Below are 23,379 nucleotides of genomic sequence, written 5' to 3'. Positions count from 1 at the left end.
GACGAGACGGAACGGCGGCATGAAGTCACGGATCGGCATGGCGGCCCTCAAGGCGATCGCGGCGGTGCTGCTGGCGGGCGTCGCTCCCTGCGCGCTTTCGGCCCAGACGCTCAACGACGCGCTGCAGGCTAGGAGCGCCGGCGAAAGCGGAAAAGACCGCCTGCTGGTCGAGGCGGGCGAGCTGCAGTACGACAACGACCGCAACACCGTCTCGGCCGTCGGCGACGTGCATCTCTACTACCAGGGCCGCACCCTGCAGGCCGACCGCGTCACCTATGACCGCGCCAGCCGGCGCGTGTTCGCCACCGGCAACGCGCGCATCACCGAGGCCGACGGCACGGTGATCACCGGCGACCGCTTCGAGCTCACCGACGATTTCCGCGACGGCTTCATTGACTCCCTGCGCGTGCAGCGCACCGGCGTGATCGAAGGCAAGACCGTCACCACCCGCTTCGCCGCGCCGCGCGCCGAGCGCGCCGGCGGCGAGGCCATGGTGTTCGAGAAAGGCACCTACACCGCCTGCGAGCCCTGCGCCGACCATCCCGAGCGTCCGCCACTGTGGCAGGTGCGCGCCGCGAAGATCATCCACAAGAACCAGGAGCGGATGATCTATTACGAGGACGCCACGCTCGAGTTCATCGGCGTGCCGATGGCCTACGCGCCGTTCATGTCCGCGCCTGATCCGACGGTGCGCCGCAAGAGCGGTTTCCTCGCGCCGCGCTTCGTCGCCTCCACGGCGACCGGCTATGGCGTGGCCATCCCCTATTTCATCAACATCGCGCCGAACATGGACGTGACGCTGACGCCCACGTTCATGACCCGGCAGGGCGTGCTCGGCCAGGCCGAGTTCCGCCACCGGCTGGAGACCGGCTCCTACAACGTGCGCGCCGCCGGCATCTTCCAGCGGGACAGGGACGCCTTCCTGCCCTCGCCGCTTGGCCCGCGCGACAAGGAGTTCCGCGGCTCCATCGAAAGCGCCGGCCGCTTTTACCTGAACGAAAAGTGGCAGTATGGCTGGGACGTGGCGCTGGTCACCGACAAGTGGTTCCTCGACAATTACAAGATCAAGTCGGAGAGCCTGTCGACCACCTATTTCCGCGAGTCCACCTCGACGGTGTTCCTCACCGGCAAGGGCGATCGCGGCTACTTTGACCTCAGGGGCTACTACTTCAAGGGCCTCTCCAGCCTCGACTGGCAGAAGCAGCAGCCGGTGGTCCACCCGGCGCTCGAGTACAACAGGGCGTTCGACGGCCCCGACTGGCTCGGCGGCCAGATCACCCTGGACGCCAACGTCACCAGCCTCAGCCGCGACCAGGCGTACTTCCAGCAGACGCCGAACATGCTCAACAACTGGCTGGGCTATTACTCGAACTGCGCCATTTACGAAAAAGGCCGCTGCATCATGCGCGGCATGCCGGGAACCTATACCCGCGCCACCGCCGGGGCGCTGTGGAAGCGCCGCTTCATCGACCCGTTCGGCCAGGTGTGGACGCCGTTCGCCTCGCTGCGCGCCGACGTCACCTGGACGCGGGCCGACGTCACCGGCGCGCTCAACCAGCATGTGCCGAACTTCATCGATCCGGCCTCCGGCCCCCTCGGGCGGGTCATGCCGGCGGTTGGCCTCGAGTACCGCTACCCGTTCGTGGCGACCACCGCCTCCGGCGTCACCCACACCATCGAGCCGGTCGCCCAGATCGTGGCGAGGCCCAACGAGACCCGCCTCGGCAAGCTGCCGAACGAGGACGCCCAGAGCCTCGTGTTCGACGACACCACGCTGTTCGAATACGACAAGTTCTCCGGTTACGACCGCGTCGAGGGCGGCGTGCGCCTCAACTACGGCCTGAAATACGCCCTGACCACGGCGGGCGGCGGCTATGTGGACGCGCTCTTCGGCCAGTCGGTGCAGCTCGCCGGCCGCAACTCGTTCAGCGAGGGCTATCGCGACCCCACCAATACGGGTCTTGAATCCGGTCTCGACCGCAAGGCTTCGGACTATGTCGGCCGCCTGCACCTGCAGCCCAGCCGGCGGTTCGCCTTCACCGCCCGCGGCCGCTTCGACCAGGAGAGCTTCGCGCTCAAGCGCATGGAGCTGACCAGCAGCGTCAGTCTCGGGGCGATGCAGGCCAGCCTCACCTACGGCCATTACGCCGCGCAGCCGTCGCTGGGCTACGCCGTGCGCCGCCAGGGCCTGGCGCCGACGCTGTCGTACCAGGTCACCCCGAACTGGCGCGTGCACGGCAGCATGCTGTTCGACCTGAGCGCGCAGAAGAACGCGCAGCAGTATTTCGTCAGCAATCCGCTGACCGGCCGCAATTACCTCAAGGCGCCCTATGGCTCGCTGGCGTCGGCCTCGATCGGCGTCCAGTATCAGGATGAGTGCGCCACCTTCGGCGTGGTCTACACCAGCTCCTACAACGACCCGACCACGGGCGTGCGCTCCAACAACCAGAGCGTGATGGTGCGCCTTGAGCTCACCACCCTCGGCGCGGTTCAGCTGAGCCAGACGCTCGGCGACGCGACGAGCGGCGGCGTGGCGCAATGACCGCGGGCGGCGGAGCCGCTGGCGACGGCGCCGCGCCGCGGCCGCTGGCGCTCACCATGGGCGATCCGGCGGGCATCGGCCCGGAGATCGCCGTCGCCGCCTGGCGCGCCGGCGACGTTCCGCCTTTCTTCGTCATTGGCGACCTGGAGGTGATGCGCCGCGCCGCGGCGGCGCAGGGCGTCGCGGTGCGCGCGATACGCTCGGCGGCCGGGGCGGCGCGGCGCGCGCCCGGCGCGCCGTTGCCGGTGCTGCCGGCGAACGCCCCGCCGGCGCCGGGCGTTCCCGGCCAGCCGGATCCGGCCAACGGCCCGGCGGCGATCGCCGCCATTCGCGCGGCGGTGGCGCTGGCGCTGGCGGGCGACGTGTCCGGCGTCGTCACCTGCCCCATCGCCAAGTCTTTGCTGTACGCCTGCGGCTTCGCCCATCCCGGCCACACCGAGTTTCTCGCCGCCCTGTGCGCGGACGGCGGCGCGGCGCCCACGCCGGTGATGATGCTGTGGTGCCCGGAGCTGGCGGTGGTTCCGGCGACCATTCACATGCCGCTGGCCGAGGTTCCGCGCCGGCTGACCACGGAGCTGCTCGTGGAGACGGCGCGCATCACGGCGCGTGACCTGCAGCGGCGTTTCGGCGTGGCGCGGCCGCGGCTGGCGGTCGCGGGGCTCAATCCGCACGCCGGCGAGGGCGGCACCCTGGGGCATGAGGACGCGGCGGTGGTGGCGCCGGCGGTGGCGGCGCTGCAGGCCATGGGCGTGGACGCGCGCGGGCCGCTGCCGGCCGACTCCATGTTCCACGCCCGCGCCCGCGCGGGCTATGACGCGGCGATCTGCATGTATCACGACCAGGCGCTGATCCCGATCAAGACCCTGGCCTTTGACGAGGGCGTCAACGTGACCCTCGGGCTGCCCATCATCCGCACCTCGCCCGATCACGGCGTGGCCTTCGACATCGCCGGCCGCGGCGTGGCCCGGCCGGACAGCCTGGTCGCGGCGCTGCGTCTCGCCGCCAGGCTGGCGCGGGCGGATGCGGAGGCGCGGCCATGATCGACGACCTTCCGCCCCTGCGCGAGGTGGTGGCGCGCTTCGGCCTCGAGCCGCGCAGGTCGCTGGGCCAGAACTTCCTGTTCGACCTTAACCTGACGGCGAAGATCGCCCGCGCCTCCGGGGCGCTGGAGGGGGTGACCGTGGTGGAGGTGGGTCCCGGCCCCGGCGGCCTCACCCGCGCCCTGCTCGCCTGCGGCGCCCGCAAGGTGATCGCCATCGAGCGCGACCAGCGCTGCCTGCCGGCCCTGGAGCAGGTCGCCGCGCGTTACCCGGGCCGTCTGGAGGTGGTGAACGCCGACGCGCTCAAGGTGGATTTCGCGGCCCTCGCGCCGGCCGGGGGCGGGCCGCTGCGCATCGTCGCCAACCTGCCCTACAACGTCGGAACGGCGCTGCTGCTGGGCTGGATCACCACGCCGGCATGGCCGCCGGCCTGGGAGTCGCTGACGCTGATGTTCCAGCGCGAGGTGGCGGAGCGCATTGTCGCCGGACCTTCGGCGCCGAATGATTATGGCCGGCTTGGCGTCCTGTGCGGCTGGCGCGCCGAGGCGCGCATCCTGTTCGACGTGCCGCCAGCCGCCTTTACCCCTCCGCCCAGGGTCATGTCGTCGGTGGTGCGGATCACGCCGCGGCCGGCGCCGGAGCCGTGCCGTCTGGCGTCGCTGGAGGCGGTGACGCAGGCGGCGTTCGGCCAGCGCCGCAAGATGCTGCGCCAGAGCCTGAAGGGCGCCGTTGACGATCCGCTGCAGCTGCTGGAACGGGCGGGCGTGGCGCCCACTGCGCGGCCGGAGACGCTGTCGGTGTCCGATTTCGTGCGCCTGGCCAACGCCCGCGACGCCATGCTGGCGCAGGCGAAAACCGGCTCCCCGGAATGAGCGGCCGCGCGCCCCGCGCCGCCGGCCGTTCCGGCGCTTTTCGCCGTCCCCGCCGGGGCGGCGCGCCGCGACGGGCCGGCGCGCCGGGTCAGGCGGTGGGGAGCGGGCCCTGCATCAGCGCTTCCACCAGCTGCGCCAGCGCCGGCTGGCGGCGGCGCTTCAGCCGCTCCGCGGCGATGATGGCCAGCAGCGCGTTGTAGCTCTGGTCCAGATCCTCGTTGACCAGCACGTAGTCATAGTTCTCCCAGCGGGCGATCTCGTCGCGGGCGGCGGCGAGACGGGCGTCGATGACCTGGGGACTGTCCTCGGCGCGACGCACCAGACGGTTGCGCAGCTCGGTCATCGACGGCGGCAGGATGAAGACGGTGACGACGTCGTCCTTCATCTTCTCCACCACCTGCAGGGTGCCCTGCCAGTCGATGTCGAACACCATGTCATGGCCGGAGGCGAGCGTCTTCTCCACCGGCGCGCGCGGCGTGCCGTAGAGATTGCCGTGCACCTCGGCCCATTCCAGAAAGCCGTCGCGGTCGCGCAGCGCCTCGAACTCCTGCCGGTCCATGAAGCTGTAATGCACCTGGTCGATCTCGGACGGGCGCTTTGGCCGGGTTGTGGCCGAAACCGACAGGCGCAGGTCAAGCTCCTGATTCTGCGACAGCAGCCGCGTCAGCGTCGACTTGCCCGCCCCCGAAGGCGACGACAGGATCAGGATGAAGCCGCGGCGGGCCACGGGCGCGTCGGGAATGTTGGCTTTCATGGCGTCACTCGACGTTCTGGACCTGTTCGCGGAACTGCTCGACCACGGTTTTCAGCTCGAGGCCGGTGGCGGTGAGCCCCGGATCGCCGGCCTTGGCGCACAGCGTGTTGGCCTCGCGCGACAGCTCCTGGGCGAGGAAGTCGAGACGCCGGCCCACCGGACCGCCCTCGTCCAGCAGCGCCCGCGCCGCCGCCACATGGGTTTTCAGCCGGTCCAGCTCCTCGCGGATGTCGGCGCGGCTGGCCATCAGCATCGCCTCCTGGTGCAGCCGCTGCGGATCCAGCGCCACCGGCGCGCCGGCCAGCATGGCCAGCTGCTGCCCGAGGCGGGCGCGTATGGCCTCCGGCCGCCGGCCGGGGGCGTTCTCCGCCGCCTCAACCAGGGTCGCCATCTGGTCCAGCTGGCCGCGCAGCACCTGCTCCAGCGCCGCGCCCTCGGCGGCGCGCATGGCCACCATGGCCGCCACCATCTCGCCGGCGCTGGACTCGATGGCGGCGTAGGCGGCGTCGTCCGGCGCGGCGTCGGCGTCCACCGCCTCCACCACGCCGCGCACCGCCAGCACCGCGTCCATGGTCAGCGGTCCGACGCCGGGGGGACGCTCCAGCGTGGCGAACGCCTCCAGCACCTTGCGCGCCACGTCGAGGTTGACGCGCACGCCCGGCGTCTGGCTGGCGCGGTTCACCACCAGCGACACGTGGCAGGCGCCGCGCCGCACGCTGGCGGCGATGGCCCGGCGGGCCGCCTCGCCGCAGCGGTCGAATCCCGCGGGCGTGCGCATGCGGATGTCGAGGCTGCGTCCGTTGACGCTGCGGATCTCCCACACCCACGACAGACCGCCGGCGGCGCCCTCGGTGCGGGCGAACCCTGTCATGCTTGCTATCGCCATAAGCCTCGCCGTCCTCCGGCAGGGCCGCGCCGGACGCGGCCGGTTCGTGGAAACGGGAGCGGCGCCGGACGCGGCGCGGCTCCCCGCGCACGGCTTATGGAGCAGCCGCCGGAGCGGCGCAAGGCCGCCGCCGGCGGCGCGGGACAAGTCAGCGGGAGATCAGCGCACCCTGGGCACCTGCTGCGGCGAGTTCAGGTCCCAGGTCTTGTTGAGCAGCGGATCAAGCGGCGTGCCTTCCGAGGCGTCGAACGCCCGCGGCCGCCGGCCCGTCGCCGGCGCCTCGCCGCCTGTCCCGGGCGCGGCGGCCCCGGGCGCGGCGGGGTCGGGCCTGCCGGAGCCGGAAGCGCCCGCAGCCTCCGGCGCGGTCGCCGCGCCGTCGCCGGCGGCAGGCGCGGCGGCGCCGGCGCCCGCCGCCTCGCCCTGCCGCGCCTCCTGGGCGCGGCGCTGGGCCTCCAGCTGGCGCAGGCGGGCCACGCCGCGGTTGTGCTGGTCAAGCGTCTCGGAGAAGGTGTGGCCGCCGGCGCCGTCGGCGACGAAATACAGGTCCTTCGTGCGCGAGGGATTGGCCACCGCCTCCAGCGCGGCGCGGCCGGGATTGGCGATCGGCCCCGGCGGCAGGCCGTTGATGACGTAAGTGTTGTAGGGCGTCGGCGTGTTGATGTCGGCGCGGCTGAGCGGCCGGCCGAGCGAGCCCCTGCCGCCGACGATGCCGTAAACGATCGTCGGGTCGGACTGCAGCCGCATGCCCTTCTGCAGGCGGTTGATGAACACGCCGGCGACGCGGGTGCGCTCGTCGGCGCGCCCGGTCTCCTTTTCGACGATGGACGCCAGGGTCACCAGCTCTTCCGGCGATTTCAGCGGCAGGTCCGGCGCGCGGCGGGCCCACACCTCCTGCTGCACCCGTTTCGCCTCCTGGCGCATGCGGTCCAGCAGCTGCTGGCGCGAGGCGCCGCGCGACACCTTGTAGGTCTCCGGCAGCAGCGAGCCTTCCGGCGGCACCTCGGCGACGTCGCCGGTGAGCAGGTCGGATTCGCGCAGGCGCGCCACGATCTGCTCGCTGGTCAGCCCCTCGGGCACGGTGAAATTGTGCAGCACGGTCTTGCCGGAGACGAGGGTGTCCATCACCTGGCGCAGGCTGGCGCCGGTGCGGAACAGGTATTCGCCCGCCTTCACGTCGTCATTGCGGCCGGTGAGATAGACGCCGGCCACCAGCAGCATGGGGTGCGCGATCACCCCTTCCCTGCGCAGGGTCTCCGCCACGGCGCGCACGCCGCCGCGCACCATCACCGCCTTGTCCGCATCCAGCGGGCCTGGAGCGTTGAACTCGCTCTTCACCAGCCAGGCGGCCCCGGCCACGGCCACCGCGCCGACGGCCAGCACGGTGAACATGTTGCTCATGGCGTCCACGAATCCGCCGCGGGCGCGCGGCTTGCGCGGCGGCGGCCCCGGAGGCGTCTCGGGCTTTATCGCTTCACTCGGGCTCTTCAGCGGCCGGGCGCGGCCTCCCGTTTCCGGAGAAGCCGGAGTCTTGCCGATGGAAGTCCTGTTGCTATCGTTCATGCCCTGTCCACTCAAACCCCGCCCGGCCCCGCGTCGCGGCGTCGTCCTCCGGACCGCGCGGGCGGCGGGAGCGCCGGCGCGACGCGCTCCGCGCCCGGCGTCCGTCCCGCGTCCATCGCCGGAACGGCCGAACGCCGCCCGGACCGTCGCGACCTGACGCCAGAAACGCCCTTTCCGCCAGCCCCGGAACGGGACGCCGCGGAACGCCCCGTCCCGCCCGGGGCCGCTGGCACCCTTCCGGCGCGCCCCCCGGGCGCCCGGCTGGCCTGGAGAAACGCCCGGCCGGACGCGGATCGTGACGGCGAAATACGACGAAAAAACGCGCCGTCGCGCAAGCCTTGCGCGAAAACGGCGCGTGGACAGGGAGAGCCGTTCAGGCGTGGCGGCGGAACACCAGCGAGGCGTTGGTGCCGCCGAAACCGAACGAATTGGACAGCGCCACGTTCACCTCCCGCCTGCGGGCGGCGTGGGGCGTCAGGTCGACAGGCGTCTCCACCGACGGATTGTCGAGGTTGAGCGTCGGCGGAACGATCTGGTCGCGAATGGCGAGGACCGAGAAAATCGCCTCCACCGCGCCGGCGGCGCCCAGCAGGTGGCCGATGGACGACTTGGTGGACGACATGGAGACGCGGCCGGCGGCGTCGCCGAGCAGGCGCTCCACGGCGCGCAGCTCGATCTCGTCGCCCAGCGGCGTGGAGGTGCCATGGGCGTTGATGTAGTCCACCGTCCCGGCCGGCAGGCCGGCGCGCTTCAGCGCCGCCGTCATGCAGCGGAAAGCGCCGTCGCCGTCTTCCGCCGGCGAGGTGATGTGATAGGCGTCGCCTGAGAGGCCGTAGCCGATGACCTCTGCGTAAATGCGCGCGCCGCGCGCCTTCGCGTGCTCGAGCTCCTCAAGCACGACCACGCCGGCGCCCTCGCCCATGACGAAGCCGTCGCGGTCGCGGTCCCACGGACGCGAGGCGCGTTCGGGAGCGTCGTTGAAACTGGTGGCCAGGGCGCGGCAGGCGGCGAAGCCGGCCAGCGACAGCCGGTTGACCGGCGATTCCGTGCCGCCGGCCACCATGACGTCGGCGTCGCCGAGCGCCACCAGACGGGCGGCGTCGCCGATGGCGTGGGCGCCGGTGGAGCAGGCGGTGACCACCGAATGGTTGGGGCCCTTCAGGCCATGGGCGATGGAGACGTAGCCGGAGGCGAGATTGATGAGGCGGCCGGGAATGAAGAACGGCGAGATGCGGCGCGGCCCCTTTTCGGCGAGCGTGACCGAGGCCTCATAAATGCCGCCGACGCCGCCTATGCCGGAGCCGATCAGCACGCCGGTGGCGTTCTGGTCTCCGGCGGTCCGGGGTTTCCAGCCGGCGTCCTCGAGCGCCTGGCCGGCGGCGGCCATGGCGTAGACGATGAACGGGTCGACCTTGCGCTGGTCCTTGGGGTCCATCCAGCGGTCGGGGCTGAACGTGCCGCGGGAGCCGTCTCCGACCGGGATCTGGCAGGCGATGCGGCAGGGAAGGTCGGACACGTCGAACGCGGTGATGGCGCGGGCCCCGCTCTTACCGGCGAGCACGTTGCTCCAGGTGGTCTCAACGTCGCCGCCCAGCGGCGTCACCATGCCAAGACCCGTGACGACGACCCGTCTCATAGTCATGCGCGTCCAATCCCATGCATCCAGTCATGCGACGAGGGCCGCGCGGCCCCCGATACGCATGGCGCGCCCCGCGACCCGCGCGCATGCGCGCCGGTCCCGGGGCCGCCGGCAATTCATCTTCCGGAGAGAGCCGCCTCAGCCAGCGTGCTTCTCGAGAAAGCGCACGGCGTCGCCGACCGTCACGATGGTCTCGGCGGCGTCGTCCGGAATCTCGACGTTGAACTCTTCTTCGAACGCCATGACCAGTTCGACCGTGTCGAGGCTGTCGGCGCCGAGATCGTCAATGAAGTTGGCGTTGTCTACGACCTTGTCGGCTTCCACGCCGAGATGCTCAACAACGATCTTCTTAACGCGTTCAGCGATGTCACTCATCGTTCGGTCCTCGTTTTACAGTCATATGGCGTACGGCCGCCCGATGTGGCGTCCTTACTGAAGCCAAGGCCGCTGACGCCGTCAATCATCGGAGTGGTCGGTCCGTCAAGGCCGCAGGTCTGGCGCTACTGCAAGCCTGCTTTTCAGCGCGCCGTCAAGTGGCGCCCGCCTGGCGGGCTCTGGTAACATATTGATAACCAGGAGGCGAGCGCCAAAACTTCCGGTGAAAAAGCCTTGGAAAATCCCGCCGCCCGGCCGGTGAGCCCGTCACATCTTCACGTCGCCGCCGCCGCCGGCGGAGAAAATTCCGCCGGAGCCGGAGCGGTCGCGCCAGTGACGGTACGTCAGGCCGTCACCGTCAGAACATGGCCATGCCGCCGTTCACGTGCAGCGTCTGGCCGGTGACGTAGCCGGCCTCGGCGGAGGCCAGATACACCGCCGCGGCGGCCACGTCGTCGCCCTCGCCCAGCCGGCCCGAAGGAATGTTGGCGAGGATCGCCTCCTTCTGCTTTTCGTTCAGGGCGTCGGTCATCGGCGAGACGATGAAGCCGGGCGCGATGACGTTGACGGTGATGTTGCGGCTGGCCACTTCCGCGGCCAGCGCCCTGGACATGCCGGCCAGGCCCGCCTTGGCGGCGGCGTAATTGCCCTGGCCGGGATTGCCGGTGGCGCCGACCACCGAGCCGATGTTGATGATGCGGCCGTAGCGGCGGCGCATCATGCCCTTGACCGCGGCGCGCATGAGACGGAAGGAGGCGGTGAGGTTCACGGCGATCACCGCGTCCCACTCCTCGTCCTTCATGCGGATGAACAGGTTGTCGCGGGTGATTCCCGCGTTGTTCACCAGAATGTCGAGGCCGCCCATGGCGGCCTCGGCCGCCGGGACCAGCGCCTCCACCGATTCGGCGCTGGAGAGGTCGGCGGGCGTGACGTGAACCCGCCCGCCCAGTTCGGCGGCGAGCTGCTCCAGCGCCTCGCGACGGGTGCCCGACAGCGCCACCTCGGCGCCCCGGGCGTGCAGGGCCCGGGCGATGGCGCCGCCGATGCCGCCGCTCGCGCCGGTTACCAGGGCCTTGCGGCCGGTCAGATCAAACATGCGTTTTTCCCTGATGCTGCCCCGCCTCCCGCCCGGAAGGCGGCGCCACCATGACGACAGGGCGACGCCTGTTGCAATCGCCGCCCGGTGACATCCGGCGGGCGCGGCGCCCGCCGGCTCCGTTCGCCGGCGCCTTCCGCGCTTACCGGCGCGCCGCCACGAAGGCGGCGACGTCCTCGGCCGTGCCGATGGCCACGCCCTTCGCGCTGGCGGCGATGCGCTTCACCAGCCCGGTCAGCACCTTGCCGGCGCCGATCTCATAGAAGGTCCCGACGCCCTCGCCGGCCATGAAGGCGACGCTCTCGCGCCAGCGCACCGCGCCGGTGACCTGGGCGACGAGATTGCGGCGGATCGTCTCCGGATCCGTCTCCGGCCGGGCGGTGACGTTGGCCACCAGCGGCGCCAGCGGGGCGTTGATGGTCACGCCGGCGAGCGCCCCGGCCATGGCGTCGGCGGCCGGCTGCATCAGCGCGCAGTGGAAGGGAGCGGACACCTGCAGCATCACCGCCCGCCGGGCGCCGCGCTCCTGGGCCAGCGGCAGCGCCCGCTCCACCGCGGCGCGCGTGCCGGAAATCACCACCTGGCCGCCGCCATTGTCATTGGCGGCGGAGCAGACCTCGCCCGCGCCGGCGGCCTCGCGGGCCACGGCGTCGGCGTCCTCGAACTCCAGGCCCATCAGCGCCGCCATGGCGCCCTCGCCCACCGGCACGGCCTTCTGCATGGCGTCGCCGCGAATGCGCAGCAGGCGGGCGGCGTCGGCGAGGCTGAGGCTGCGCGCCGCCGCCAGCGCCGAATATTCGCCCAGCGAATGGCCCGCGACGAACGCCGCCTCGGCGCCGATGTCGAGGCCGGCCTCCGCCTCAAGGACGCGAATCGCGGCCACGCTCACCGCCATGAGCGCCGGCTGGGCGTTGGCGGTCATGGTCAGCTCGTCGGCCGGCCCCTCCCACATCAGCTTCGACAGGCGCTGGCCCAGCGCGTCGTCCACCTCGGCGAAAACATCGCGCGCCACGCGGAAGTTGTCGGCGAGCGACCTGCCCATGCCGACCGCCTGGCTTCCCTGCCCCGGAAAGGTGAAAGCTGCTTTCATCGTCTGTCCATCCATGCTGCGACCGCGGGCGCCCTTGCGGCGCGCTCCGCCCGGCCTTAATGGCGCGCATACTGGCGCAAGCCGCGCCGCCGGCTATAATGGCGTGAACGCGGTTCCCTGCGGCGCGGCAGTGGCGCCGCGCGTCCCGCGTGTCAAGTAAATCCGCCCCGCCGGGCGCGCTGCGGCGCGGCGTGGCGCGTCCCGCTCCCGTCCGGCGGCGGCGCGCGCCCGCGCGCCGCCGCCTTGCCTTGTGGCGCGCCAGCGTGTATCTGGACGTGTTTCCGCACCATTCAGATCCTTTTGAAGGGAGCCCTTAATGGCTCGCGTCACTGTCGAAGACTGCATCGACAAGGTAAACAACCGTTTCGAACTGGTCCTGCTGGCCGGCTACCGGGCGCGGATGATCTCGTCCGGCGCGCCGCTCACCGTGGACCGCGACCGCGACAAGAACCCGGTCGTGGCCCTGCGCGAGATCGCGGAAGAGACCATTTCGGTCGATGACCTCAGGGAGGACCTGATTCACTCCCTGCAGAAGCACGTGGAAGTGGACGAGCCGGAAGAAGACGCGGTGCCGAGCCGCGCCGCCCTCGGCGCGGCCATTGGCGCGGCCGACGACGACCTGCAGGAGTTCGACCGCATGAGCGAGGAGGACCTGCTGCGCGGCCTCGACGGCCTGGTGCCTCCGGCCCAGACCGACGACGACGAGGGCTGATCCGCCCGGGCGTCCGCCGGCGGCGGGCGCCAGCTTTCGCCGGCGCCCCCGGCGGACGACGACAAGCCTGGCCGTCGCGCCGGGCTTTTTTGTCGCCGCCCGGACGCCGGCGCGCGCAGGCGCGCCGCCCCGCCTGCCTGTTTTTGTGGCGGCGGAGCCGGCGAAGGGTTAAGTTTTCCGGCTATCCCGTTCATGCCGGCGACCACCACGCCCCGGGGCGCGGCTCCGGCGGCGGATGGCGCGGCCCGCCCCATCCGGGAGACGGCCAGGCGCTGGCGTCCCGGCGGACGCCGCCAGCGCGGGGATCAGGCGTACAGTGGCGACAATGAAAACGACAGCGGACAGCAACACGCCCACCATGACCACCGCGGCGGCGGCGCAGCCCCCGGCGCCGGCGCCGGCGCAGCCGCAGGACGCCCCGGCCCCGCAGCCGCAGGACAGGCCGGCCCGCAGGCGGCCGCGCCGGCCGTTCATGCGCCAGTACGAGCTGGTGGAGCGGGTGAAAAGCTACCATCCCGACGCCGACGAGGCGCTGCTGAACCGCGCCTATGTCTACGCCATGCGCGCCCACGGCAGCCAGGTGCGCGCCTCCGGCGACCCCTTCTTCGACCATCCGCTCGCCGTCGCCGCGATTCTCTGCGACATGAAGCTGGATGACGCCACCATCGCCGCCGCCATCCTGCACGACGTCATCGAGGACACCGACGCCACCCGCGAGGAGATCGACCGCCTGTTCGGCCCGGAGATCGGCGGACTCGTCGACGGCCTCACCAAGATCAAGAAACTGGACTTCGTCTCGCAGAAGGCCAAGCAGGGCGAGAATTTCCGCAAACTGCTGCTGGCCATCGCCGCCGACGTGCGGGTGCTGCTGGTGAAGCTGGCCGACCGCCTGCACAACATGCGCACGCTCGGGCACATGCCGGACCACAAGCGCCGGCGCATCGCCCAGGAGACCCTCGACATCTACGCCCCGCTCGCCGGCCGCATGGGCATGCACGAAATGCGCCAGGAGCTGGAGGAGCTGGCCTTCCACTACCTGAACAGCGACGCGCAGGACACCATCCGCCGCCGCCTCGAGGAGATGATGGGCCGCAACGGCGCCCTGATCCGCCAGATCGAGAGCGACCTGCGCGAGCGCCTCGCCGCCGCCGGCATCAGCGCCACGGTCAGGGGCCGCGCCAAGACCCCCTACTCCATCTTCCGCAAGATGGAGCGCAAGTCGGTGGGCTTCGAGCAGCTTTCCGACATTTTCGGCTTCCGCGTCATCGTCGACACGGTGGAGGACTGCTACCGCACCCTCGGGGTGGTGCACACCACCTGGCCGATGGTGCCCGGCCGCTACAAGGATTACATCTCCACCCCGAAGCAGAACGATTACCGCTCCATCCACACCACCGTGGTCGGCCCCGGCCACCAGCGCGTCGAGCTGCAGATCCGCACGCGTGAGATGGACGACGTCGCCGAATACGGCATCGCCGCCCACGCCCTCTACAAGGAGGGCGTCAGCAGCGGCGACGCCCTGGCGGCGGAAAGCAGCGCCTACCGCTGGCTGCGGCGCACCGTCGAGCTGCTGGCCGAAGGCGACAGCCCGGAGGAGTTCCTGGAGCACACCAGGCTGGAGCTGTTCCACGACCAGGTGTTCTGCTTCACGCCCAAGGGCCGGCTCATCGCCCTGCCGCGCGGCGCCACCGCCATCGACTTCGCCTATGCGGTGCACACCGACGTGGGCGACTCGGCGGTGGGCGTGAAGATCAACGGCCGCCTCGCGCCGCTGGTCTCCGAACTGCAGAACGGCGACGAGGTGGAGGTGATCCGCGCCCCCGGCCAGACCCCGCCGGCGGCGTGGGAGAATTTCGCCGTCACCGGCAAGGCGCGCGCCGCCATCCGCCGCGCCTCGCGCGCCGCCGTGCGCAAGCAGTACGCCGGCCTTGGCCGCCAGATCCTCACCCGCGCCTTCGAGCGCGCCGGCAAGGCCTTTGACGACGACAAGCTGCGCGCCGCCCTGCCGCGCCTCGCCCGCCAGTCGGCGGAGGACGTGCTGGCCGCCGTTGGCCGGGGCGAAATCTGGTCCGGCGACGTGGTCCGGGCCATCTATCCGGATTACGAGGAAGAAATCCGCGCCGCGCCCGACGCGCCCTCCATGGCCGGCTGGTTCGACCTGAAGTCGGACAGCACGGTGAAGCTGCAGATTCCCGGCGGGCAGCAGGATTCGCCCCACGCCCTGCCGATTCGCGGCGCCGGCAAGGACCTGCCGGTGCGCTTCGCCCCCGGCGGCGGCGCCGTGCCCGGCGACCGCATCGTCGGCATCTTCACCCCCGGCGAGGGCGTGACCATCTATCCCATCCAGTCGCCGGCGCTGGCCGCCTTCGAGAACGAGCCGGAGCGCTGGATCGACGTGCGCTGGGACACCGAAGGCCGCGGCCGCCAGCGCTATCCGGCCCGCATCCGCATGAAATCGATCAACGAGCCGGGCAGCCTCGCCCAGATCGCCCAGGTGATCGCCGACCACGACGGCAACATCGACAACGTCTCCATGGTGCGCCCGACCCCGGACTTCACCAACGTCACGGTTGACCTCTCGGTGTGGGACCTTAAACACCTCAACAGCATCATCGCCGAGCTGCGCGCCAAGCGCGTCGTCACCAACGTCGAGCGCGTCACGGAGTAAGCCGCGGCCGAACAAGGTCCCCCTCGCCCATGACCCAGGAAGAAACCCTCGCCGAATTCCGCGACGCCGGCGCCCTGCTCGAAGGCCACTTCATCCTCTCCTCCGGCCTGCGCAGCCCGGTGTTCATCCAGAAGATGTTCGTCTTCCAGGATCCGGTCCGCACCGAAAGGCTGTGCCGCGCCCTGGCGAAAAAGGTTGAAGACGCGTTCGGCAGGATCGACGTGGTGGTGTCGCCGGCGGTGGGCGGCATCGTGCCCGGCTATGAGACCGCCCGCCATCTGGGAGCGAAGGCGATCTTCGTGGAGCGCGTGGACGGCCAGTTCGAGCTGCGCCGCGGCTTCGTGATCCCGCAGGACGCCCGGGTGGTGATGGTGGAGGACATCATCACCACCGGCCTCTCCTCCCGCGAATGTCTGGCGGCCATCGGCCGTTATTCGGCCAATGTGGTCGGCGCCGCCTGCCTCATCGACCGCTCCGGCGGCAAGGCCGACATCGGCGCGCCGCTGGTGTCGCTGGCGCAGATCGAGATTCCCGCCTATCCGGCCGACCAGCTGCCGCCGGAGCTGGCGGCGATTCCGCCGGTCAAGCCCGGCAGCCGCGGCCTGAAGGCCTGAGGCTCCCGGCGTCCCCGCGCCGGATCACGGCGGACGCCGGCGCGACGCCCGCCACCCTGCCCGGCGCGCCGGCGCCATCCCCCGGCTCACCAACAGTAATCGTGGCCCGCCGCCTGCGGGGGCGCCGGCGCGCGGCCGCGCCGGCAATAAAACGATTGTGGACGGCGCGGGTTTCAGTTAATGCTTGTTGCAACTTTGCCTGTATTTTAGCTGCGCAATTTTCGACCGCGCACGCCGGTCGCAACTTATTGTTGAGGCGCCATGACCCAACGTGATCGCATCGCGCTCTTCATAGACGGCGCAAATCTCCACGCCACGGCCCGCAATCTCGGTTTCGAGATCGACTACAAGCGCCTCCTGAAGGAATTCCAGGCCCAGGGCGTGCTTATCCGGGCATATTATTACACCACCATGGTGGACGACCAGGAATACTCCTCGCTGCGGCCGCTGGTGGACTGGCTCGATTACAACGGTTTCCGGGTGGTCACCAAGCCGGCCAAGGAATTCATCGACTCCAGCGGCCGCCGCAAGGTCAAGGGCAACATGGACATCGAGCTGGCCATCGACGCCCTCGACATGGCGCCCTATCTCGACCGGGTGGTGCTGTTCTCCGGCGACGGCGACTTCCGCTCGCTGGTCAACGCCCTGCAGCGCCGGGGGCTGCGCGTCACCGTGGTGTCCTCCATCGTCACCCAGCCGCCGATGGTGGCCGACGAGCTGCGCCGCCAGGCCGACGAGTTCATCGATCTCGCCAGTCTCGCCCCGCGCATCGGCCGCGAGGCCAGCGAGCGCCCGCCGCGCGCCGAGCGCCAAGAGCGTCAGGAACGGTTCGAGCGCCAGGGCGAAGACCGCCCGCGCAACCTGCAGGCGCGCTATGGCATCCGCCAGAGCGACGACGAAGAACTGGATCTCTGACAGCCGGCGTTCCGCCCGTTCCGGCGGCGTGTGGCGCTGGCTGCGCGACGGACGCCGGCAGCGGGCGCGCGGCCGGCGCCGGCGGCCATGTTCCTGACGGCCATGTCCCTGGCGGCGCGCCCCTGCTGGCGTGCTTTTGGCCGGGAACGGTTCCTGCGGGCCGGCGCTTCAGCCCTTCGCGCGCAGCAGGCGGGCCTTCTCGCGGTCCCACTCGCGCTTCTTCACGGTCTCGCGCTTGTCGGCCAGCTTCTTGCCGCGCGCCAGCGCCAGCTCCACCTTCGCCAGCCCCTTCGCGTTGAAATAGATCCGCAGCGGCACGATGGTGCAGCCTTCCTTCTGCACCGCGCCGATCAGCCGGCTGATCTGGCGCGCGTGCAGCAGCAGCCGGCGCGGCCGGCGCGGCTCGTGATTGAAGCGGTTGGCCTGCAGGTATTCCGGAATGTGGGCGTTGAACAGGAACAGCTCGTTGCCGGAGGGACCGGCGTAGGAATCGGTGATGTTGGCCTTGCCGGTCCGCAGCGACTTCACCTCGGTGCCGGTGAGGGCGATGCCCGCCTCCAGCGTCTCGAGGATCTCGTAGTTGAATCGGGCCTTGCGGTTGTCGGCGACGACCTTCGGCCCCCCCTGCTTCGCCGCCATCTCAGGCGCTCTCGACCAGACCGGCGTGGACCATGGCGGCGCGGATGCGCTGGCGCCCCGCCTCGCTCATGGGCACGATCGGCAGCCGCACGTGCTCCTTCATGCGGCCAAGCACCGACAGGGCGTATTTGGCCGGCGCCGGGCTCGGCTCGCAGAACAGGTCGACGTTCAGCGGCGTCAGCCGGTCGTTGAGCTGCAGCGCCGTGGCGTAATCCCCGGCGAGGCACGCCTCCTGGAACTTCGCGTACATGGCGGGGGCGACGTTGGAGGTCACCGAGATGCAGCCGTGGCCGCCATGGGCCATGTAGCCGAGGCAGGAGCCGTCCTCGCCCGAGAGCTGGATGAACTCCTCGCCCAGCGCCAGCCGCTGCAGGCTGGTGCGGGTGATGCTTGAGGTGGCGTCCTTGACGCCGACGATGTTCTTCAGCTCGAACAGCCGCTTCATGGTGTCGATCGACATGTCGACCACCGAACGGCCCGGAATGTTGTAAATGAAGACCGGAATGCCGACCGCGTCGTTGATGGCGCGGAAGTGCTGGTACATGCCCTCCTGCGAGGGCTTGTTGTAATAGGGCGTGACGACCAGCAGGGCGTCGGCGCCGGCCTTCTCGGCGTGGCGGCACAGCTCGATGGCCTCACGGGTGTTGTTGGAGCCGGCGCCGGCGATCACCGGCACGCGCCCGCGCGCCTCGTCAATGCACCACTCCACCACCTGCATGTGCTCGGCGTGGGACAGGGTCGGGCTCTCGCCCGTGGTGCCCACCGGCACCAGACCATGGATGCCGTTGGCGATCTGCCAGTCCACATGCGCGCGAAAAGCGCCCTCGTCGAGCTCGCCGTCGTCGCCGAACGGCGTCACGAGGGCGGTGAAAGCTCCCCTGAACCTTGTCTGCCTTGTCATGAAAATTCCTGGACCGTATCGCCGCGGGGACGGCATGCGCCGCACGCCCGTTATACCCTGAACGCTGGCTCCCCGATAACCGGTTTCCCCGGCTTGCGACAGCCCCTGCCGCGCCGGCCTGCGCGGGAAACCGGCCCGTGCGGGCAGGGAAAACCGCCGGACGCCCTGCAGATGCGCCCGAAACGCCACGACAGCCGGCGTCCGCGCGCGTTCACCTTACATTAACCATCATTGTCGCTGAATCCGGAATGGCGACCCGCCGAATGCCCGGGATACGCCCAATTCCTGCTCCAGAACACAGAAACGTCACGCAGGAACGCACCATTTCGCAGGAAACTGCACCCGCCTTGATGGAAGACATATCCTGTCTTTTCATCACTTGAAAGGGCGCGCATGAACGAGCCGCTGAATTTCCCCGCCGCCGGAACTCCGGCCGCCAGCGCCAGCGGCGCGCCCGCGTCCCGCCGCCGCGCCCTGGCCGCCGGCGTCGCCCTGGCGGCGCTCGGCGTCCTCGTTCCGGGCGTCGCCGTCCTCGTCATGACGGGGCGCGAGGGCTGCGACGGCGCCTGCCCCGGCCGGCTCGTCGCCAGCCGCCCGGCCCCGCCCGCGCCCGTCCCCGGCGGGGCCGTCCCGCCCGGGCAGGATGCTGCGGCGGCGCAGCGCGAGGCCGCCCTGCGCGCGCTTCGCGACATCCGTCCCGGGCCGCCGCCGGCGCTGGACGATCCGGCCCTCACCGTCAACGACGCGCCGGTCGTGGCCCCGCCCACCGGCGTGCCTGCCGAACCGCTCCGCCAGGCGCTGGCCGCCTATCGCGACGGCCGCGCCGGGGCGGGCGACGCCCTCGCCGCCAGTCTCGGCGACCCCGTCGCCCGAATGCTGCTGGAGTGGACCGCGATCCGCTACAACGGCGCGACGATGCCGTTCGCCCGCATCAACGCCTTCCTGCAGCGCCATCCGGACTGGCCGGCGCCTGAGCCCGTGCAGCGTCAGGCGGAATATGCGCTGATGCGGGAGAAGGCTCCCGCCGCAATCGTGCTCGCCTTCTTTGACCGGCGCGAGCCGCTGACGCCGCACGGCGCCTTCATGCTGGCCTCGGCGCTGAAGGCGGACGGCCGCATCGCCGCGGCGCGGCAGGTCGCAGTGGACGCCTGGCGCAACCAGCCCATGCCGGCGGCGCTGGAGAAACGCTTCGCCGAGGCCTTCCCGGAGGCGCTCACCCGCGCCGAGCACCGCAACCGCATGGAGCATTTCCTGCTCCGGACGGACTGGCCGACGGCGCTGCGCGCCGCCGCCATGGCCGGACCGGATTACGTGCTGCTGGCGCGGGCGCGCATGGCGGTGATGCAGCCGAAACAGCCCGGCAAGGCGGCGGAAAAGGCGCTGATGGCGGTGCCGGAGGCGCTGCGCCGCGACGTCTCCTGGCGCTATTCCCGCGCCGTCTACCTGCGCAAGACTGACGACAATGAAGGCGCCCGCGCCATCCACATGGCGACGCCGGTGAGCGAGCTTGCGGTCGACGGCGGCGACGAATGGTGGATCGAGCGGCGCATCCTCGCCCGCCGGTTTCTGGACGCCGGCAGGGCCGACGTCGCCTACGCCCTGGTGCGGGAGCACGGCGCCGAGCGCGACCGGCTGAAAATCGAGGCCGAGTTCCACGCCGGCTGGATCGCCCTGCGTTATCTGGCCCGGCCGCAGCAGGCGCTGGCGCATTTCGACGCCGCGGCGAACATCGCCCGCACGCCGGTGTCCACGGCGCGGGCGCTCTACTGGCGCGGCCGCGCCCGCGAGGCGCTGGGCGACATCCCGGCGGCGCAGAAGGACTACGCCGCCGCCGCCCGCCACGGCGTGACCTTCTACGGCCAGGCGGCCCGGGCGCGCCTTGGCGACGACTCCGGCCCGGTCGACGCCGCGCCCGCGCCGGACCTGCGCCTGCTGGACGCGCCGCCGCTGCGCGCCATCCGCCTGCTGCACGAGGCCGGCGCCGACGACATGGCCGGCCCGCTCTACGCCGGCCTCGCCCGCAACGCCGGCGACGCGGCGGTGATCGACCTCGCCGCCCGGCTCGCCGCCGGACGCAATGACGCGCGCGCCATGGTGACGATCGGCAAGGCGGCGATGCAGCGCGGCCTGCCCCTGGCCCATGTGGCCTGGCCGGTGCAGGGCGCGCCGCGCCCGCAACTGGCGCGCCAGGACGTGGAGCCGGCCATGGTGCTCGCCATCGCCCGGCAGGAGAGCGTGTTTGATCCGGCGGCCGTCTCACCCGCCGGCGCCCGCGGCCTGATGCAGCTGATGCCGGCGACGGCGCGCCGCACCGCCGAACGCGCCAGCCTTCCCTTCGACCAGGGGCGGCTGACCAGCGACCCCGCCTATAACGTCACCCTCGGCGCGCACCATTTCGGCGAGCTGCTCGACGACTGGAACGGCTCATACATCCTGGCCATCGCCGCCTATAACGCCGGCGGCGGCAATGTGAAGAAATGGCTGGCCGCCCACGGCGACCCGCGCGATCCGGCGGTGGACCCGCTGGACTGGATCGAGCTGATCCCCTTCGCCGAAACCCGCAACTATGTGCAGCGCGTGCTGGAGAACCTGCAGGTGTATCGCAGCCGCCTGCAGCCGGGCGCGCCGCTGCGACTGGCGGCGGACCTGCGCCGCGGCGTCGCCCTCGCCGGGCAGGAGCGCCAGGCCGGACCGGCCGCGCCCGCCGCCGCAGACGGCGAAACCACCTCCAGCATCCGCCCGCAGCCGCCGCAGCTGTAGCCGCGCGCCGCAGAGCCGCCGCGCGGCCCCCTTTCGCGCCCGCCCCAAAAGCGCGCCGGCTCCGGCGCGGTCGCGGCGCTCCCGGCTTCCCGGCACCGCGGGCCGTCCGCGCCCGCAGCCCTCCTCCTGCGCCCCCCGGCCAGCGCCGCCCGGATACACAACCCGTGGATGCGCCGGCCCGGCTCCCCCGCCCGCCGACAGGAAACGGCCCGGGAAACCCGCGCCGGCGCACAAAAAAGGCCCCGGCTTGCGCCGGGGCCCGTTGTGGTCAGCTGACCAGCATCAGAAGGTGCGGTCGATGCGGATGCGGGTCAGGAAGTTGTCGTCGTAGGAGGTGGTGCGACCGGTGGCGCGACCGCCACGGTTGGCGTCCCACACGCGACCCTTCGGGTCGATGCGCGAGTACAGCACCTCGACGCCGAAGTCGAGATCCTTGACCGGCGACCACACGAGGTTCGCCAGACCGACGAACTCGTTGTAGTTCTTGAACGCGACGTTGAACGGATCGGTGGCGTTCAGGTTGCCGAGCGGACCGGTGACGCGGGCGCCGGCCGGGAACTTGACCTGACCGTAGGTGGCCACGAAGCCCGAACGCAGCTTCGGAGTCCAGTAGTGCAGGAAGGCCGCGGCGACCGACCAGCTCTCGGTCTGCTTGATGGCGCCGGTGGCCGGGTCGATGTAAGCGTCGACCTTGTAGACGCCGAAGCGGGAGCCGCCGCCAATGCCGCCGGACACGGCCGAGTCGTGGCCGACCGGAGCCGACATGCCGGTGTAGGACATGGCGCCCTTGGCGTAAGCGGCCTGCAGCCACAGGGCGTCGCCCGGAGCGATGAACGGCAGGTTGAACTTCACGCCGCCCTGCACGGCGTAGCCCCACTTGGCGTCAGGACGCTGGGCGGTGCCGCCGTTCTCGTAGCCGCTGCTGACGAAGTTGCCGGGCGCGATCTGGTGCACGGCGGCCGACAGCTGGGCGGAGCCCCAGCCCTGGTCAACGCGCAGGTTGGCGACGAAGTCCGGAACGTTCAGGCGCTGCTCGATGGCGAGGTAGCTGAAGCCGACCGGACGGCCAGCCGCGTCATAGGTGGTGACCGGAGCGGCGAAGGTGCAGCCCACGACGCCGCCGTTGACGCAGAACGGGCTGCCGGCGCCGCCGGCGAGACCGGTGACCGCGCCGACGACCTGCGCGCGACCGGTGACCTGGTTGAACGCGCCCGTGCCGAAGAACACCGGGTTACGACGGAAGGTCGGGTCTTCCATCGAGACCGTGGCGCTGAAGCCGTTGCCGAACTTGGCGGTGTAGGCCAGCAGGTTGGTGGACGAAGCGTTCGAGGTGAGCGAGAAGTTCGTCAGCTCGATGTCCGTCATGTAGAAGTCGTAGAAGGACGACGAACGACCGGCGGTCAGGCCAGCGAACTGGATGAACGCCTTGTCAACTTCGACGTACTTGTACGCGCGGTTGTAGGTGTCCACGCCGGTGGCGTTGAAGGCCATCGGGCCGTGGTTGCGCAGGGTGCCGGAGGCGCCGTGCTGCTGGCCGGTGCGGCTGGCGATGTCGAAGCGGACGAAGGTGCGCAGCGTGCCCCACTCGGTGGCCGTGCGGCCATCGATCTGGATACGGCCGGCGGCGATGAAGTTCGACTTGTCATGACCGCCGAGGCCACGCCACTGGCCGACCTGATAGGCGAACGACACGCGGCCGCCGATGCGGATGCAGGTGTCGGTGCCCGGGATGTAGAAGAAGCCGACGCCGTGGGTCGAGCAGACCTTCACATACTCGACAGGCGCAGCTTTGGAAGCGGGCAGATCAGCAGCCTGGGCGCCGGCGACGGCCAGGAAACCGGCCGCCGAGCCAAGCAGGAGGCTCTTTGCGAGCTTCATGTTAAACCTCCAGATTTGAGACCCCATGGGAAGTGGAACTTCCGGCCCCGCGGACGGCGCCGGATCCCCTTGTTCCCTTCCGCCCTTCCGTTCCCCCCCAACTCCGGCCCCCAAACGGCGACCTGGAACTACTGGAAACGAATGTTTGGTAGAAACTTCCCACTCCCCCAAACAATATCGTTGCAAACGCGTCGATCAACCGCCACGTCGACCACCGTTCGGGAAAACCGCCTTTTTGGGAGCGGGATGTGGCGCAAATGACACGCCAGCACCATCCGGACAGCTGTTTTTGCCCGGAATGGACATCATCGACTATATTTTTATCCGGTTTGACGGGGTTTTGCCGCCTGAGGCTCCGGCTGCCCGTGAATCATTTGTGAATCAACTGACTGTCCTGCGATCTCGACCAGAAACATCCCGCCGGCACGCCACCGGCGT

18 protein-coding genes are annotated in these 23,379 nt (G+C 70.8%); 8 read left to right on the top strand and 10 right to left on the bottom strand.

Annotated elements, in window-relative coordinates; genetic code table 11:
• Window positions 1-19: 19 nt before the first annotated feature.
• Genes ACFFJB_RS06285 through rsmA form a run of 3 tightly spaced genes read left to right on the top strand, consistent with a single transcriptional unit; the run spans window position 20 to window position 4,454 of the window.
• A complete protein-coding gene (locus tag ACFFJB_RS06285) occupies window positions 20-2,542 on the top strand; it encodes an LPS-assembly protein LptD (protein ID WP_376830403.1) in 2,523 nt (840 codons plus the stop codon).
• Window positions 2,539-3,582 (top strand): 4-hydroxythreonine-4-phosphate dehydrogenase PdxA, encoded by a 1,044-nt coding sequence (pdxA, locus tag ACFFJB_RS06280; RefSeq protein ID WP_376830402.1) that lies wholly within the window; start codon window positions 2,539-2,541, stop codon window positions 3,580-3,582. Before ACFFJB_RS06285 ends, pdxA begins: the two co-directional genes overlap by 4 nt.
• Entirely contained in the window at window positions 3,579-4,454 is an 876-nt protein-coding gene (gene rsmA / locus ACFFJB_RS06275) for a 16S rRNA (adenine(1518)-N(6)/adenine(1519)-N(6))-dimethyltransferase RsmA (protein WP_376830401.1), read from the top strand. Before pdxA ends, rsmA begins: the two co-directional genes overlap by 4 nt.
• 88 nt (window positions 4,455-4,542) lie before the next feature.
• On the opposite strand, the gene gmk is transcribed toward rsmA, so the two are convergent.
• From gmk to fabD, 7 genes are all read right to left on the bottom strand, one after another.
• Window positions 4,543-5,208: a guanylate kinase gene (gene gmk, locus ACFFJB_RS06270; RefSeq protein WP_376830400.1), complete on the bottom strand. Its 666-nt coding sequence runs from the start codon at window positions 5,206-5,208 to the stop codon at window positions 4,543-4,545.
• A 4-nt stretch (window positions 5,209-5,212) separates the two neighbouring features.
• Window positions 5,213-6,079, bottom strand: a complete 867-nt coding sequence (locus ACFFJB_RS06265; RefSeq protein ID WP_376830399.1) for a YicC/YloC family endoribonuclease — start codon at window positions 6,077-6,079, stop codon at window positions 5,213-5,215.
• 174 nt (window positions 6,080-6,253) lie between these two features.
• The gene (gene mltG / locus ACFFJB_RS06260) at window positions 6,254-7,654 is read right to left on the bottom strand and encodes an endolytic transglycosylase MltG (RefSeq protein ID WP_376830398.1); all 1,401 of its coding nucleotides are present in this window, start codon (window positions 7,652-7,654) and stop codon (window positions 6,254-6,256) included.
• A 373-nt stretch (window positions 7,655-8,027) separates the two neighbouring features.
• Window positions 8,028-9,290 carry a beta-ketoacyl-ACP synthase II gene (gene fabF, locus ACFFJB_RS06255; protein ID WP_376832569.1) on the bottom strand — a complete coding sequence of 421 codons (1,263 nt, stop codon included), beginning with the start codon at window positions 9,288-9,290 and terminating at the stop codon, window positions 8,028-8,030.
• Between the two features lie 141 nt (window positions 9,291-9,431).
• Window positions 9,432-9,668, bottom strand: a complete 237-nt coding sequence (locus ACFFJB_RS06250; protein WP_376830397.1) for an acyl carrier protein — start codon at window positions 9,666-9,668, stop codon at window positions 9,432-9,434.
• Window positions 9,669-10,026: 358 nt separating this feature from the next.
• A complete protein-coding gene (gene fabG, locus ACFFJB_RS06245) occupies window positions 10,027-10,764 on the bottom strand; it encodes a 3-oxoacyl-[acyl-carrier-protein] reductase (protein ID WP_376830396.1) in 738 nt (245 codons plus the stop codon).
• A gap of 142 nt (window positions 10,765-10,906) precedes the next feature.
• Entirely contained in the window at window positions 10,907-11,854 is a 948-nt protein-coding gene (gene fabD / locus ACFFJB_RS06240) for an ACP S-malonyltransferase (protein WP_376830395.1), read from the bottom strand.
• Between the two features lie 316 nt (window positions 11,855-12,170).
• Here fabD and rpoZ point away from each other — a divergent pair, with 316 nt between their 5' ends.
• The 4 genes from rpoZ to ACFFJB_RS06220 all read left to right on the top strand — a co-directional run bounded on the left by rpoZ (window position 12,171) and on the right by ACFFJB_RS06220 (window position 16,763).
• Complete coding sequence (rpoZ, locus tag ACFFJB_RS06235) at window positions 12,171-12,566, top strand: DNA-directed RNA polymerase subunit omega (RefSeq protein ID WP_376830394.1); 396 nt, start codon at window positions 12,171-12,173, stop codon at window positions 12,564-12,566.
• Between the two features lie 325 nt (window positions 12,567-12,891).
• Window positions 12,892-15,234: a RelA/SpoT family protein gene (locus ACFFJB_RS06230; protein ID WP_376830393.1), complete on the top strand. Its 2,343-nt coding sequence runs from the start codon at window positions 12,892-12,894 to the stop codon at window positions 15,232-15,234.
• Window positions 15,235-15,263: 29 nt separating this feature from the next.
• Window positions 15,264-15,848, top strand: a complete 585-nt coding sequence (gene pyrE / locus ACFFJB_RS06225) for an orotate phosphoribosyltransferase (RefSeq protein ID WP_376830392.1) — start codon at window positions 15,264-15,266, stop codon at window positions 15,846-15,848.
• Window positions 15,849-16,109: 261 nt separating this feature from the next.
• Window positions 16,110-16,763 carry a LabA-like NYN domain-containing protein gene (locus ACFFJB_RS06220; RefSeq protein ID WP_376830391.1) on the top strand — a complete coding sequence of 218 codons (654 nt, stop codon included), beginning with the start codon at window positions 16,110-16,112 and terminating at the stop codon, window positions 16,761-16,763.
• A gap of 168 nt (window positions 16,764-16,931) precedes the next feature.
• Here the strand turns inward: ACFFJB_RS06220 and smpB are convergent, their stop codons facing one another.
• Complete coding sequence (gene smpB / locus ACFFJB_RS06215; protein ID WP_376830390.1) at window positions 16,932-17,402, bottom strand: SsrA-binding protein SmpB; 471 nt, start codon at window positions 17,400-17,402, stop codon at window positions 16,932-16,934.
• 1 nt (window position 17,403) lies between these two features.
• Window positions 17,404-18,303 carry a 4-hydroxy-tetrahydrodipicolinate synthase gene (dapA, locus tag ACFFJB_RS06210; RefSeq protein WP_376830389.1) on the bottom strand — a complete coding sequence of 300 codons (900 nt, stop codon included), beginning with the start codon at window positions 18,301-18,303 and terminating at the stop codon, window positions 17,404-17,406.
• Between the two features lie 393 nt (window positions 18,304-18,696).
• Here dapA and ACFFJB_RS06205 point away from each other — a divergent pair, with 393 nt between their 5' ends.
• Window positions 18,697-21,063: a lytic transglycosylase domain-containing protein gene (locus tag ACFFJB_RS06205; protein ID WP_376830388.1), complete on the top strand. Its 2,367-nt coding sequence runs from the start codon at window positions 18,697-18,699 to the stop codon at window positions 21,061-21,063.
• A gap of 282 nt (window positions 21,064-21,345) precedes the next feature.
• On the opposite strand, the gene ACFFJB_RS06200 is transcribed toward ACFFJB_RS06205, so the two are convergent.
• A complete protein-coding gene (locus tag ACFFJB_RS06200; protein ID WP_376830387.1) occupies window positions 21,346-22,941 on the bottom strand; it encodes a porin in 1,596 nt (531 codons plus the stop codon).
• Between the last annotated feature and the right edge of the window lie 438 nt (window positions 22,942-23,379).

It is taken from the genome of Camelimonas abortus (genome assembly GCF_042432745.1).
Taxonomy (GTDB): Bacteria; Pseudomonadota; Alphaproteobacteria; order Rhizobiales; family Beijerinckiaceae; genus Camelimonas; species Camelimonas abortus.
The sequence above is the reverse complement of the archived record's forward strand: the minus strand, read 5'-3'. Positions and strand labels throughout refer to the sequence as shown.

Excerpts from the sequence above, each read along its gene's own strand:
- ACFFJB_RS06285 (WP_376830403.1), top strand. The coding sequence starts at position 20 with ATGAAGTCACGGATCGGCATGGCGGCCCTCAAGGCGATCGCGGCGGTG.
- pdxA (WP_376830402.1), top strand. The coding sequence starts at position 2,539 with ATGACCGCGGGCGGCGGAGCCGCTGGCGACGGCGCCGCGCCGCGGCCG.
- rsmA (WP_376830401.1), top strand. The coding sequence starts at position 3,579 with ATGATCGACGACCTTCCGCCCCTGCGCGAGGTGGTGGCGCGCTTCGGC.
- gmk (WP_376830400.1), bottom strand. The coding sequence starts at position 5,208 with ATGAAAGCCAACATTCCCGACGCGCCCGTGGCCCGCCGCGGCTTCATC.
- ACFFJB_RS06265 (WP_376830399.1), bottom strand. The coding sequence starts at position 6,079 with ATGACAGGGTTCGCCCGCACCGAGGGCGCCGCCGGCGGTCTGTCGTGG.
- mltG (WP_376830398.1), bottom strand. The coding sequence starts at position 7,654 with ATGAACGATAGCAACAGGACTTCCATCGGCAAGACTCCGGCTTCTCCG.
- fabF (WP_376832569.1), bottom strand. The coding sequence starts at position 9,290 with ATGAGACGGGTCGTCGTCACGGGTCTTGGCATGGTGACGCCGCTGGGC.
- ACFFJB_RS06250 (WP_376830397.1), bottom strand. The coding sequence starts at position 9,668 with ATGAGTGACATCGCTGAACGCGTTAAGAAGATCGTTGTTGAGCATCTC.
- fabG (WP_376830396.1), bottom strand. The coding sequence starts at position 10,764 with ATGTTTGATCTGACCGGCCGCAAGGCCCTGGTAACCGGCGCGAGCGGC.
- fabD (WP_376830395.1), bottom strand. The coding sequence starts at position 11,854 with ATGAAAGCAGCTTTCACCTTTCCGGGGCAGGGAAGCCAGGCGGTCGGC.
- rpoZ (WP_376830394.1), top strand. The coding sequence starts at position 12,171 with ATGGCTCGCGTCACTGTCGAAGACTGCATCGACAAGGTAAACAACCGT.
- ACFFJB_RS06230 (WP_376830393.1), top strand. The coding sequence starts at position 12,892 with ATGAAAACGACAGCGGACAGCAACACGCCCACCATGACCACCGCGGCG.
- pyrE (WP_376830392.1), top strand. The coding sequence starts at position 15,264 with ATGACCCAGGAAGAAACCCTCGCCGAATTCCGCGACGCCGGCGCCCTG.
- ACFFJB_RS06220 (WP_376830391.1), top strand. The coding sequence starts at position 16,110 with ATGACCCAACGTGATCGCATCGCGCTCTTCATAGACGGCGCAAATCTC.
- smpB (WP_376830390.1), bottom strand. The coding sequence starts at position 17,402 with ATGGCGGCGAAGCAGGGGGGGCCGAAGGTCGTCGCCGACAACCGCAAG.
- dapA (WP_376830389.1), bottom strand. The coding sequence starts at position 18,303 with ATGACAAGGCAGACAAGGTTCAGGGGAGCTTTCACCGCCCTCGTGACG.
- ACFFJB_RS06205 (WP_376830388.1), top strand. The coding sequence starts at position 18,697 with ATGAACGAGCCGCTGAATTTCCCCGCCGCCGGAACTCCGGCCGCCAGC.
- ACFFJB_RS06200 (WP_376830387.1), bottom strand. The coding sequence starts at position 22,941 with ATGAAGCTCGCAAAGAGCCTCCTGCTTGGCTCGGCGGCCGGTTTCCTG.